This is a genomic window from Synechococcus sp. A10-1-5-1, assembly GCF_023115425.1.
Lineage (GTDB): Bacteria > Cyanobacteriota > Cyanobacteriia > PCC-6307 > Cyanobiaceae > Vulcanococcus.
Genome location: NZ_CP096032.1, coordinates 2,202,654 through 2,215,214 on the forward strand (window position 1 = coordinate 2,202,654; position 12,561 = coordinate 2,215,214).

Sequence of the window (12,561 nt, forward strand, 5' to 3'; positions counted from 1 at the left end):
CCGAGGCCATGGTTCGCTGAGCCAAATGAATCTGGTAGCTGGTGAGTCCCGCCATCAACGTGCTCGCGCAGTGGCAAAGCTGTTCAGGTCCCAATCTTTACGGGTTTCGAGACTGGTGACCTAAAGCATTGCAAGGCTATTGATCTCAGCGGTTATGCCAGTCATAAGCAGCCACCTCTTCTGCAACACGCAAATGACGACGCTCCTTCTTCAGTTGTTCCAGCTCAAGTAACTCATACTCGTGCTGACACATATCGCATTTGCAAGGGACGCCATGCCTGTCCCAGCGATCGAGGAGGTAACCAGTTAGCTCGCGCTGTTCGTTGTGGAAGGTCTTCATGACAAGGCAGCCCGTAGGCCACTACCAGCTTCCATCAACTCGATCATTCAGTCATTAGTGAAAACCACCCAGCATGTTTGCCTAAGGAGGAATACCCAGCAAGCAGGAAGAAGTAGAAGGGTGAATTTCTCAGAGTTGAGCGGGGCCGTCTTTAATCAAGTTCTTAAAACGCACTGTCCACACTGGAGAAGACCTTTTCGACTTCGTTCTGTTTGAACTGGATCTCGTTCCCAGAGAGACACGAAGTCCAGCGCATACGCGTAATCTTCGCAGTAAGCACAGGTGCCATCGGGGACACACGCGTAGTAGCTAGCCGGAGAACGACTACCCCCGACCGAGTGGATGGTCGAACCTTTTGCGGTGACATGCATAAGATGAGCCATGACATTTCAAGGCGTGGGTAAATATTCCTAGACTTCAGGTATTGGACTTATGTGTCACAAGCATCAAGCGAACACGACTCCTGGAAAGTATCGGTTGATACCAGAGCGTCGGGGGAGGAATAAATACTCAGAAAATAAAATCGATCTTTTGGTGGTGACACCTCATGGTTATTGGCTCGAAGACTTGCTTTAGCGCTGATCTCTCTGAGCCTGCATCAGCGAGTGCAGCTGGTCCTTTCGCACCTGAAAAAGCCACCGCTTCCGCGTACGACGGGCAGAAGGGCTAAACCAGTAATAGCTCAGCCAATTCTCTTGGAACCCTTCACCGAGGCAGTCCTGATCGTCCTGTTCCTGTGGGCCACAGTGGCAGTCATTCGCAAGAAAACCTCCAAGCCGGAGGCATGAAAAAAAGCCGGCCGCCAAGGGGCTTCCTTCCTCCAAGGTTCCTCCATGATGCCGGTCTGTTATTACTCGACCTGATACAAAAGTGGTTGAGCACATGCACTCATGTCCCTCGGCCTTTCAGGTGGCCATAGCGACTGTGGAGACGGTCGAGAACATTCCACTGTCGTCCGCACGGTGCACACATTCCGCCCCATCCAGCGCCCCAACAACATCCCTCAGCGTGCGTTCTGCTGCTGCCGCTGGGGGTTTGTTGTGTTCGCCAACCACTGACCCTCGGACAGATTCGCCAATAGAGCAATGGGCATTTCGTCCGATGTCCACCAGCTAAGTCATGGGCAAGCTGTACGTATCGAACTCGGAGGGTTTCATGCAAGACGACACTCCACCCACTCACCCAATCTGAGTACTCTGACGGAGAGCCCTGCTCCAACAGTCTTTAGAAGACGTGGGTGGGTCTTACAGCCTCCAGCGATGACGCAGGCTTTGCCATGACACTCCAACTTGCACCGCCCTAGGTGCCCTCTGGAGACAACCGCCCGACACCTGAACCTCTGGCCCCAGGTGATCTCCCTCAGAAACTCCGGCCCACACAACCAGAGCTAGGCCGTCTCTTCCCCCGAGGAGGGGCGGCCTTCCTTTCGCCCTCCCGTGGCCTAAGCGTTGACACGGCTCATCACTTAGGCCATGCAGCCATCTGCTGGGGGTACGGCTTTTACCTCTTGCCAAGAGGCTTTATTCAATTGAAGATAAAAGTAGCCCAGATGGGGCATCATGCTTGTATTCGCCATTTGCCTTGCTGCCACTACGCTTATCTGTCTCTTTGCAGCAGAGGTCTTGCTCCTTGATCGTTGGCTGAAAAGGTCAATATAGCTTCGAAACTGTCAACAGAGTCCGCAATTCGTCTGTTAGGCAACGTTTATGCCACTCACTGAGCATCGAGCCTAACTATCGTGTTGAGATCATCAGCGGCTTTGTGAGGCAGTAGGTCGACTCCGCCGCGCCTATCAGTCGATCAAAGAACATGAACTGGATTTGCTCCTTCTCCTAGATGCTGAGTTCAGCACCATGAATTCGGCGGATCCTGGCCTCGTGGGATGAAATCCGCTGGGCTAAGCAGAGAAGGTCGTTAGGGGGGCGGAACTCCCAGATTTGCGTCGATCTTGCACCAACTCTGATGCGGTGGTGGTAAGTACCTGCCCATCTCGTTATTTGCCCTTTAAGGCCATCTCCTACTACCAAGAGATGCTGTTCGTTCGTTAGGGCCGTAAGGGGGCAAGGTCATCGCCGAGTTCGCGGTCTAGACCTTTTCAGCTGCTCTAGCTATGGCTAGGGCACCTCAGCCTTGCCGCGATGCCGGGATCTCTCGCTTCTGTGCATGTATTGAGTGCGGAGGAGGTGATCGCTGCACTGGAGACTGATTTCGTTTGTGGTCTAGCCCAAGAGGAGGCGGAGGCACGCCTTCAAAAGGAGGGACCCAATAGGCTCAGTCCAGCTCCGCAGAAGCCGTTATGGCTGCGCTTGCTTCAGCAGTTCGACAACCCGCTGCTGATCACACTGCTCATGGTTGGAGCCATCAAGCTGGCGATTGGCGACCCCCAGGATGCGCTGGTGATCATCAGCGTCACCTGCATCAACGCCGTCATTGGCACGGTGCAGGAAGGCAAAGCCGAGAGTGCCATCGCGGCCCTTGCTGAGAGCGTCCGAACGGATGTTGTGGTGCTTCGAGACCGGTCTATCCAGCGCTTGGATTCAGAGCTGCTGGTGCCGGGGGATCTGGTTCAGCTCGAGGCTGGTTCGAAGGTCCCAGCGGATCTGCGGCTCCTCACGGCCCGGTCGCTGGCAACCGATGAGTCAGCCCTCACCGGCGAGTCTTTGCCTGTACAGAAAGGGACGGAACCGTTGAATCCTGCTGTGCCCCTCGCTGAGCGCAGCTGTATGGCTTATGCGGGGAGTTTTGTGACCGCAGGCCAGGGAACTGGAGTGGTGGTCACGACGGGGGATGCCACTGAAGTGGGCCAGATTTCCGCGTCCTTGAATCGCCCTGTCAATCTCTCCACGCCGTTAACCCGCAAGTTGTCGGGTTTCAGTCGAACGTTGTTGAGACTGATTGTGCTGCTGGCTGCTCTGACCTTTGCGGTTGGCCTGGCCCGAGGCAGAGATCTTGCGGAAATGTTTGACGGGGCGGTGGCGTTAGCCGTTGGCGCGATTCCTGAAGAACTGCCCGCCATCATCACCATTATTTTGGCGATTGGCGTTCATCGCATGGCTAAACGCCAGGCCATCATCCGCAAGTTGCCCGCGGTTGAGACCCTGGGCAGCACCACGGTGATCTGCTCCGACAAAACCGGGACTCTCACCCAGAACCGGATGACCGTCCAGCATGTGTATGCGGCCGGAGTGTTGCAAGCGCTGCATGAGCTTTGGCCCGCTGATCAGCCGGCTGGGGGGCTAAACGTTGCCCTGCACGAAACACTTCTGGCTGGCCTCCTGTGCAACGACGCCCGCGCGAGTGGAGCCTGTGGATGGGTTGGCGATCCCACCGAGACGGCCCTGTTGGAGGCGGCGCAACGGGTGGGGATTAGTCATGGTTCAGCCCACGATGACTACCCCCGTAGGGATGTCATTCCCTTCGAATCAGAGCAGCAATACATGGCCACCTTGCATGGCCAGCAGCGCATCTTGTTGAAGGGATCTGTGGAGGCCGTTCTTCAGCGCTGCTCGGATGAGTTGGATCAGCACGGGGAGCACAGGGAGCTCAACGCATCAGCCATTCAGGAGGCGGTTTCGGCGATGGCCGGCCAAGGCGAGCGCGTGTTGGCGTTCGCTATCGGCCAGGGGGGGCCTAGACAGGAGCAACTGGAGCATCACCACCTCAATGGCGACCTGACCTTCTTGGGTTTGCAAGGGATGCAGGACCCCCCACGCCCTGAGGCGATCCAAGCGGTAGCTGCCTGCCGGTCGGCTGGGATCAGGGTGAAGCTGATCACTGGAGATCACCTGGAAACAGCCGTGGCGATTGCTCGGTTGATGGGCATCGGCGCGTCCTCGGAGATCAAGGCCATCGGTGGAACGGCTCTTGATCCTTTATCGCCCGATGCACTTGCTGAGGTGGTCGAGTCGGTGGATGTCTTCGCGCGGATCACCCCAGCACAGAAGCTGCATCTGGTTGAGGCGCTTCAGGCCAATGGCGAGGTGGTGGCGATGACCGGCGATGGGGTGAACGATGCCCCTGCCCTCAAGCAAGCTGACATCGGTATCGCCATGGGCCGAAGTGGGACCGAGGTCGCGCGTCAGGCGGCTGACATGCTCTTGATTGACGACAACTTCGCGACGATTGAGGCGGCCGTTGAGGAAGGACGCGGCGTCTATCTCAATTTGCGCAAGACCCTGGCCTTCGTTCTCCCTGTGAACGGTGGCGCTTCGATGACCATCTTGATGGGAGCGCTGCTTGGAACAGCTCTGCCTGTGAGTGCCTTACAGGTGTTGTGGCTGAACATGATTTGTTCACTCACGATGTCGATCGCCTTGGCTTTCGAGCCTCACAACCCCGCCTTGATGAGCCAACCCCCACGCCGGCCGGAGGAACCCCTCTTAAGTCCGGGATTAATTCGCCGTGTGCTTCTGGTCTCCCTTTTCAATTGGTCTGTGATCTTCGGGTTGTTCTTTTGGGGCGAGCAGCAGTTTGGTGATCTGCCGTTGGCCCGCACCATGGCCGTCCAAGGTTTGGTCCTGGCGCATTTGGTCTATCTGTGGAAAATCAGTCACTGGCGCAGCCTCTGGCCGATCCCCTGGTCGAAAGTGAGAACCTCGCCGGCGGTGCCTCTCGGAGTGATGGCCACGCTTGCTCTGCAGTGGCTCTTCAGTCAGACGGCTTGGATGAATGCGTTCTTTGGAACGCGACCACTCAATGCTTCCCTCTTGCTGGTCTGTGCGTTGCCGATGCTGTTCATGATCCCGGTCTGCCGTCTTGCTGAGGGGTTGGACCCCACTGATCTCATTCACCCATCTTCCCGCCCGGCCTGAAGATTCGCTTCTCAGCGAGGCTCAACGGAAGCGTGATCGGCAGGGATACGCAGGCGTCGTCCATGACAGTGAGATCAGTGCCGGAATGGCGCCCGGAGTGATCTGGTCACGGCAAGAAAGAAGCCACCCGGTGAAGGTGGCCCGTAAACCATGTTCTACACAGATAGAAGCGGATCCCACGGAAGGAGCAATGGGTACTGCTGCTCATATCTCAGGGCACAACAAGCATCCAGGCATAGATGGGGTAGGGAGCCGGGACACCGTTGCGGGAGTGAACACGAACTCCCTGAGTGAGTGCGACGGACACAAATGTCGCTCTCGATCTTGTTATCGCTCTGTCCAGCGTGGGCGGCCATGGGCATTACCGCGCTTGGTCCTGCTGACAAAAGCGATCCCCGTGGGATCACATAAAAAGCTGGGGTGCCACCCCCAGCCTGAAGTCCCCAAGTCATGTCACGAACGCATCAATTGCAACTGCACCAATAGCCGTTGCCCTCGGCAGGTCAACTCAGACAGGAGCGGTCACAGATACTGTCTGCTCCGCTCGCCTACACCGCAGTTGATCTAGCGAAATCAGGCAGGCAGACAGGGGTTACGGCCAGATGGCCAGCCAAGTGTCGGCTCTCTCAACGGCCACCTGGTCGGAGAGACCTGCTTGCCCGGTTGGCTCAAATGCAGGCACGGGAATGGAAGAGAGCAGATACGGCTTATGTCTGCTCCCGTGACATCTCCATGAGCTGGAGCGATCCCCCCGAATCGGGCAAATTTGCTCCAGTTCAAACTCCTCAGCCGCGCCAGGTGGGCAGGCCGCCAGCCACCAGGGTGCCGCGATGACGCCAAAGCGCCTCCGGCGACACCTGAACGCCGTGCTCCGCCGCCAACCTTGCCGCCGCTTCCGTTGACTCTGTGGCTCGCAGGGCCTGGGCAAAGCCGGAATCGGCCTGCAGCATCTCCTTGAGCTGATGCAACGCCAACGCCGAGGGATTCTCAACCCCGGGTGCCGGCAGATGACAGGTGGCCATGGGACCTCCTTCTTGGGATGAGTCCAGCCTAGGAACGACTGACTGGTTTCGGCTCAGTTGTATTCGCCAGGGATCTCGTTCTTATGGACGGTGACCCGATCGAATTTCTTGCCTGAGACCCGCAGCAGTTCATCACCGGAGAACTCAAAGCCCAGCTTCAGGCCGATCTGGGCGACGTCATCGGCGGTCGCAGCGGCCAGCACCTGCTGCTTCAGGGCTTCATCGGCCTGCAGGCGTGCCAGAAAGGCCTTGAGTTGATCGAGCGACATGTCTAGTTGGCAGAGTTGTCGTTGCGCAGTCGTGTGAACTCCTGATCAATCTGCATCACGTGAGCCAGAGGTATTGGCAGATTCAAAGAAATCACTCGGCAATCAGCAATCCACTCCGGACAGCTGCTTACCAGGCCGAAGTAGGCGTCAGAGAAGGTGGAGCAAGGTGTTGTCTATTGGCTGATTCTCCTCGATCTTGGCCAATCCCGATGTCCCCATTAGGGGGTATCGGTACCTATGGGTTTACCAGAAGAGTGGTCTCAACCAAAGTCGAGGGTGCAGAGATGACCTGCCTCACGCCACAACGGTTAGAAGCACATCAAAACCGACCTGATTGCATTGGATCTACGTGTATGAAGTGGACATGCAACGGTGAGTTGTCCGATGTCGACCTGACGTTGATCATGGAAAGGCTGGCCGTTGTCGATGCCAATCTCTCGGTCATGGATGCGTGTTCTTTGGAAGAACAGCACTATTGACATGGCTCAGGCTTCAGTAGCTATTGCTTTTTCTAAAGCTTGGGCAAAACGTGGGCGAAAGCTCCTGTTTTCGCGTCTGAGCAGACCTAGGCCATAACCGCTCAGGGAAAGGCAGGTGCAAGCACCGTGACCCGAAATGGGGGAGTGCCATAGCTCCCCCACCTCGCACTCCCCGCTACTGAGCAGTGGGTTGGGGAGCTCTTGGGCGCTACTCCTCTTCTTCTTCCCAGCGTGAGCGTCGGTGAGCAGCGCACAGCTCACACCTGCACGGCAATACAAAGTCGCCCCCCATCCAGCAGTTGTAGGGGGTTTTCGGCCACAAAAGGGCTAAATCCTCGTCGCTAGGACGGGTGCTGAAACTCGTTTCCATTCTCGAAGCTTGCACATAGATCGGCGATCGCGCCGTCGACCGCTATGAGCCAGGGAGCCATTGCCTGATTGCACGGGCGTTGCCATTAATCCAATGGACGAGATGTGAACTGTCTCGAACCGAACGGTGGTCATAACCCCCTAGCCACTTCCACATCCTTCCGATGCGGCGCCTTTGAAGCCGGGGGAGCTGTAGCGATTAAGCAGCCCTGGACTCACCCAACCTTCACGTGATCCATTGTCCAGCACTCCGTGGCGCCGCCTGAGAACAGGCAAACCATGGTCTGGTCAGGGTCGATGACTCTGTAGGTAGAGCCATCCGCGAAATTCTTCAGCCGTGCGTGCAAGTGGGCAAGGTCGTGGTCTGGATGTTCTTCGGTTTGCCTCCAGCCTTTGCAGGTCAGTCTTTCGATGGAGAACACGTTCGTGCCTGTGGAAGGGATGCACAAGGTCGATCAACGCGGCTGACTTGGGTAAAAACAACTGAATCTCCTTGGGATCACACCACCAATGGAGGTCAAAACGGTGTCATTGGCGTCAAAGCGCTATTGCTGGTGCGAGCTGGGTGAGCAGTTCCTGTCATTGGTTGCAGGAATTTATGACGTCATTACCTTGCGTTTCTCGTCAATCACGAGGACATGGCATTCGATCGAACAGATCCAACGCTTCGGGTTATTCAGGCTGCCAAGGAGCGTGCCAGAGCAGTACTCAATGAAAAGTCCCCAAAGCTCACAGTGCTTGAGAAAGCGATGTGGCTAAAACTCAAAACAGAGCAGCAGCATGCAAATGACAAAGCGGCCTGAGCTGTGAACTGGCTGCTGTTGCTTGTGATGGGGACGATTGCTGTAGGAACAGTTATCGGAACCACGCTGCCGGCGTTATGAGCTGCCTGTGGATCCGGAGGCCGGAGCCCCACTTGCACTCGTGCCAAGTGATCTGGCACTAAAAATAGATGCTTTTTGCGCCTGGGCAGGTCGGCTTCCTATGAAAAACCTTCGCTTTTGATGAAGAGAGGCAATCCCCGGCAGGTTGATGCGACACGAGATGCGTTCAGTTCGCATAAACACGTACATTCCCGCAAATTTAAGTGGCATGCCGAGATTGAGGCGTTTCTCGCCGTCAAGCCATCGCTTACCGGGGCACTTTTTTGTACTGGAGCAGGATTGCAGCAGCCTCTTCTCCGTCCGCTGGGCGTTACGCTAGTCCTGGACAAATATTGCTTCCCGCTGTCTGCGGGTCGGTCCGTAGTACTTGCGAATCGTGAGGGGATAATCGCCGAAGGATCGCTTCGCAAGGCCCAAGGCAACCGCTTCGTTGATAGCCACAAAATGAATGCGCTTCTCGCCGCTAGGGGTATGGGCGGTTATGTCAAACCCGTGCATGGCCTCTGGCAAGTTGAATCAGTTCTCTTCTTAAGCACTTTCCTGCGTCACAACAACAAGTTTCCGAAAAACTTCTCCTTCAGCTTGAAACTGGCAGAAATAAAGCGATCGGGGAGCAATGGCTACCAAAAAAAGTGTGTTCTCCAGGACATGGGCGGTTTTCACTACTGCTTCTCGATCTGATCCACGAGAGCGTTTACCTGACCTTCGTCACCTCGCTGTGACCAAGTTCCACAGAGACCAAGCCGAGCTGACTGGCTACATGCTGGACCGCTGGGATCTGCACGGTGTTCCATGCACCTGTGCTGAGTGCACCACTGATTACGAGACCCTGCGCATGATGCAGCTGGCTCAAGACCAGGAGTTTCTGAGGAGTCCATCCTGACCATGGACATCGAAGAAGTAGATGAGCGACTCGTCGCTGGCTGGCATGTTGATCGAGATGAACTAGAGCCGAGTCCGCAGGACAGTGGGCAACGCAAAAGATTTCTGCGGTTAGTTCGCCCTCGCCAATGTGCCGACATTGCTGAGGAGTGACTGCTCCATCTCCGTGACGGAGGTCCTTCACTTCAACAGCTCCCTGCTGCGAGATCTGAGCTGGAAAGCTGTCTTGGCCCATGCCAAACGCTGGTTAGTTTCGGTTGATACGCACGTATTTGCTTCGTTGCGGTCAGTGTGCATGCGTCAGGAACTTCTCCATGACCTTTTTGATGCACTGGTCTTTCAAGACCGGCTATCACGAAATTGCCGCCAAAAAGTTCATTGCGACATGTGCCCCTTTCCCCGAGTGCAAGTCCTGGAAACGCTTCCACGCACCTGGCTCGGTAGAAGGTTGGATTCTTGTTGAGGCGGACGACGCATCTGCCTGCTACGAGCATGCGGCTGAGTGGGCTGAGTGCCTGGATTGGGAGGTGACTCCACTTCTGTCTGACGAAGAAGCTGGTCCGCTAATCGCCAAGGTCTACTCGTAGTCCTTGTAGGGGCGATGCCTGACGCAGTCGCCACGGTCTCAACACTCCCCGCCACCTAGCAGTGGTCAGCGGGTCTGTCACTCCATAGGCAATCCGCTGTGCACAGCGAGAAATAGAGATCGCACAGGACATCTCCGCATTGCCTCCATGAGCTTGAGCGATCCACCCGAATCGGGAGAATTTGCTTCAGTTCAAACTCCTCAGCCGCGCCAGGTGGGCAGGCCGCCAGCCTCCAGGGTGCCGCGATGACGCCAAAGCGCCTCGGGCGACACCTGAACGCCGTGCTCTGCCGCCAACCTTGCCGCCGCTTCCGTTGACTCTGTGGCTCGCAGGGCCTGGGCAAAGGCGGAATCGGCCTGCAACATCTCTTTGAGCTGATGAAACGCCAACGCCGAGGGATTCTCAACCCCGGGTGCCGGCAGATGACAGGTGGCCACGGGGCCTCCTTCTTGAGATGAGTCCAGACTAGGAGCGACTGACTGGTTTCGGCTCAGTTGTATGCGCCAGGCATCTCGTTCTTATGGACGGTGACCTGATCGAATTTCTTGCCTGAGACCCGCAGCAGCAGCTCTGGCCTCCATCGACTGGCGACGGAAGGTCTGTTCTCTCTTGGCAGTCCCTTCAGGTGTGGGGGCCATCACTTTGCTCCAAATTCCGAGTGTGACTTCATCCAATTCAGAAGCAGCTCGATCTCCTCTGTCTTGGCATCAGCTTTCAACCTGTTGGCTCTCCGCCGTGGCGTGTTCCAACTTGATCCCTAGGACCGGACAGACCTCAGGAATCTCGATGTCTGAGTGGTCAATGTCGAAAGGAATCTGCTGCTCCCGCGCACGTTTGCGGGCCCTGGTCCAGAGGATTCCAACACGGGTATTGGACAGACCTCGCTGAACCTCACGGTGACAGTTGCAGTTGGCTTGGCCAGCTCCAAAGTTGCTTTTCTGCCACCACCCAACGGTGCCGCAGACGACGCACATGCATTGGATCTCCCTCTTGCTGCTGCGACCGGTATTTCGATCTAGAGCCTTGCGGCAGGGACCAACCACTTCCAATTTGTTGATCCTTGTGCCCACCGGAATAGCCACCAGCTAGGGAGCCATGCAGTTGCGGCAGGTGGTGCGTGAGCTGAAGGACGCTCTGGGCTAGATCGTCAGAGCTCTGATCGGCACGCCGCAGGAATAAAGGTGTCCTGGCACCAGGGCCACCAGAGCGAGTTCTCCGTCGTCATGGCAGGCCTTGCTCTTGGTCACAAAGGCCGCTGCGTCGTTTGCCCCCCAGACCAGTTCACCTTTCGCCTCTTCCCGGTATTCGACCCAGAGCTCGGCGAATTCCTCTCCGTCCTCTCCATTGAGGAGGAGCTGAAGCGCGTTCTCTGGTCCGACCTCTTCATGGAGCACAAAGAGCTGTTGGATGAGGGGGTGGTCCACGGTCCGGGAGATGCGCAGTACCGATCCGATCGTGCCGATTGCCGTCTCGTGCACCCGGGTGGGCAGCTTGCGGGCATCAATAACCGCTACGGGCAGCGCTAGGGACCAGCTCGCGTGAGCTTCGGCTTTGCGCGCGATGTCCGCCAGCTCGTCGCGCACGCTCTCCACAAGAGCCTGGATGCCGCCGTCACTCCCCATGGCAGCAGTGTCTCGCATCGGGGCTGCCGAGGGTTAGAACGATGCGGAGCTCCACCCGCTTCCCATGCGCCGTTTGATTGCCGCTGCCGCGTCGTCTGTGTTGTGCCTGGCTCCCGCATTGGCCCAGGAGCATCACCATCACCATCACCATCACCATCACCATCACCACGAGATGCCAGCTGGTGGTGCAGCTCCTAAGCCAGGCGCTGCTCATGCCCACGGTGATGACTTGGGTCCCGCTGGTGCGACCTATGACCTGCGCTGGCTGGACGCCATGGTTCAGCACCACACCGGTGCATTGCGCATGAGTGAAGAGCTCTTCAATGTGGGCGAGCCGGGCATTGGTGCGTTGGCCAATGACATTTGGTATGAGCAGGCGCGGGAGATCAAAGCCATGCGGCAATGGCGCAAAGAGTGGTATCCCGAGGCGCCGATTTATCCGGTGGCCTGGCGCTCTGGTGTCAATCCAGATGATGTCGCTGAGCTGCCGCGCATGACAGCTGAACAAATTCAAGGGATGCAGATGATGGGCACCAAGCCCACTGAGGCCAACAGAGTGGTCTGGTTCCTCGAAGGAATGTTGATGCATCACGGTGGGGCCTTACAGATGGCCCATGACGCCCTGAAAAAATCAAAAACAACGGCAATTCAGCGGCTGTCCCAGCAGATCATTCTTAGCCAAAGACACGAGATCAATCGTCTGCGTCAGATGCTCAAGCATGAAGGCTTGAATAAGCCTGAATATCGTCAGTTCGACCCGTTGTTCTCGCTCAAGGCTCAAGGTTGATGCTGCCCCAAGCATGCCTGTCTATCGCGGTCTCTGTGGTGATTGCCCCAGCTCTGGTATGGGCGCATAGCAAAGGGATCTACGCCACGAAACAGGCTGCATTGGAGCAAGCCTCCCAATTGCGTTGCCAAGGTGCGCATCAGAACAATGGGGCTTGGATGCCTTGCCTGGATGAGGCTGATCTGCATCGTGCCCAGCGCAGGCAATGAAGGCTCGCAAGATTCACCGGCTGCTGGTGCCCATCGCGGCCTTTCCCCTGTTGCTGACGGCGTTGTCCGGGTCGATCTATAGCGGCTTGTTGGAGCAGGGGGTCGATGCGTTCTGGCTACTCAAGATTCATTCCGGGCGCTTCGGCCCGCTCAACCTCCAGCCCTATTACTCCGTGCTCCTCGGCTTGCTCACGCTGGTGCTGATCATCTCCGGGGTTTGTCTGATGCTGCCCCGGGCGAAAGCAAAGGGTTGAAGCCATCACTGTGCGGCCTCGCTGGCTCGAGTTAGGCGGCGCGTTT

At 57.0% G+C, this 12,561-nt stretch carries 13 protein-coding genes; 7 read left to right on the forward strand and 6 right to left on the reverse strand.

The window, feature by feature from the left end; all coding sequences use genetic code 11:
- Positions 1-145 precede the first annotated feature (145 nt).
- Entirely contained in the window at positions 146-340 is a 195-nt protein-coding gene (locus MY494_RS11875; RefSeq protein ID WP_247910457.1) for a hypothetical protein, read from the reverse strand.
- 2,138 nt (positions 341-2,478) lie between these two features.
- Here MY494_RS11875 and MY494_RS11880 point away from each other — a divergent pair.
- Positions 2,479-5,151 (forward strand): HAD-IC family P-type ATPase, encoded by a 2,673-nt coding sequence (locus MY494_RS11880; protein WP_247910458.1) that lies wholly within the window; start codon positions 2,479-2,481, stop codon positions 5,149-5,151.
- A 785-nt stretch (positions 5,152-5,936) separates the two neighbouring features.
- Here MY494_RS11880 and MY494_RS11885 read toward each other — a convergent pair.
- Positions 5,937-6,173 (reverse strand): Nif11 family protein, encoded by a 237-nt coding sequence (locus tag MY494_RS11885; RefSeq protein WP_247910460.1) that lies wholly within the window; start codon positions 6,171-6,173, stop codon positions 5,937-5,939.
- A 53-nt stretch (positions 6,174-6,226) separates the two neighbouring features.
- Positions 6,227-6,442: a Nif11-like leader peptide family natural product precursor gene (locus MY494_RS11890; protein WP_247910462.1), complete on the reverse strand. Its 216-nt coding sequence runs from the start codon at positions 6,440-6,442 to the stop codon at positions 6,227-6,229.
- A 1,486-nt stretch (positions 6,443-7,928) separates the two neighbouring features.
- Between MY494_RS11890 and MY494_RS11895 the strand changes: the two genes are divergently transcribed.
- The 3 genes from MY494_RS11895 (at position 7,929) to MY494_RS11905 (ending at position 9,643) form a co-directional block, all read left to right on the forward strand.
- Positions 7,929-8,093, forward strand: coding sequence for a hypothetical protein (locus MY494_RS11895; protein ID WP_247910463.1), 165 nt, complete (start codon positions 7,929-7,931; stop codon positions 8,091-8,093).
- A 201-nt stretch (positions 8,094-8,294) separates the two neighbouring features.
- Positions 8,295-8,855, forward strand: coding sequence for a hypothetical protein (locus MY494_RS11900; RefSeq protein ID WP_247910464.1), 561 nt, complete (start codon positions 8,295-8,297; stop codon positions 8,853-8,855).
- 515 nt (positions 8,856-9,370) lie between these two features.
- On the forward strand, positions 9,371-9,643 hold the full coding sequence (locus tag MY494_RS11905) for a DUF3303 domain-containing protein (RefSeq protein ID WP_247910465.1): 273 nt from the start codon (positions 9,371-9,373) through the stop codon (positions 9,641-9,643).
- Positions 9,644-9,843: 200 nt separating this feature from the next.
- On the opposite strand, the gene MY494_RS11910 is transcribed toward MY494_RS11905, so the two are convergent.
- The 3 genes from MY494_RS11910 to MY494_RS11920 form a co-directional block, all read right to left on the reverse strand.
- Positions 9,844-10,080, reverse strand: coding sequence for a hypothetical protein (locus MY494_RS11910; RefSeq protein WP_247910466.1), 237 nt, complete (start codon positions 10,078-10,080; stop codon positions 9,844-9,846).
- Between the two features lie 702 nt (positions 10,081-10,782).
- Positions 10,783-11,283: a hypothetical protein gene (locus tag MY494_RS11915; protein ID WP_247910467.1), complete on the reverse strand. Its 501-nt coding sequence runs from the start codon at positions 11,281-11,283 to the stop codon at positions 10,783-10,785.
- Positions 11,255-11,479 (reverse strand): hypothetical protein, encoded by a 225-nt coding sequence (locus MY494_RS11920; RefSeq protein ID WP_247912098.1) that lies wholly within the window; start codon positions 11,477-11,479, stop codon positions 11,255-11,257. Before MY494_RS11920 ends, MY494_RS11915 begins: the two co-directional genes overlap by 29 nt.
- Between MY494_RS11920 and MY494_RS11925 the strand changes: the two genes are divergently transcribed.
- Genes MY494_RS11925 through MY494_RS11935 form a run of 3 tightly spaced genes read left to right on the forward strand, consistent with a single transcriptional unit; the run spans position 11,438 to position 12,515 of the window.
- The gene (locus tag MY494_RS11925; RefSeq protein WP_371820724.1) at positions 11,438-12,052 is read left to right on the forward strand and encodes a DUF305 domain-containing protein; all 615 of its coding nucleotides are present in this window, start codon (positions 11,438-11,440) and stop codon (positions 12,050-12,052) included. The genes MY494_RS11920 and MY494_RS11925 overlap by 42 nt on opposite strands.
- Entirely contained in the window at positions 12,052-12,261 is a 210-nt protein-coding gene (locus tag MY494_RS11930; protein ID WP_247910468.1) for a DUF3721 domain-containing protein, read from the forward strand. Before MY494_RS11925 ends, MY494_RS11930 begins: the two co-directional genes overlap by 1 nt.
- Positions 12,258-12,515, forward strand: a complete 258-nt coding sequence (locus MY494_RS11935; RefSeq protein ID WP_247910469.1) for a hypothetical protein — start codon at positions 12,258-12,260, stop codon at positions 12,513-12,515. Before MY494_RS11930 ends, MY494_RS11935 begins: the two co-directional genes overlap by 4 nt.
- Positions 12,516-12,561: the final 46 nt, after the last annotated feature.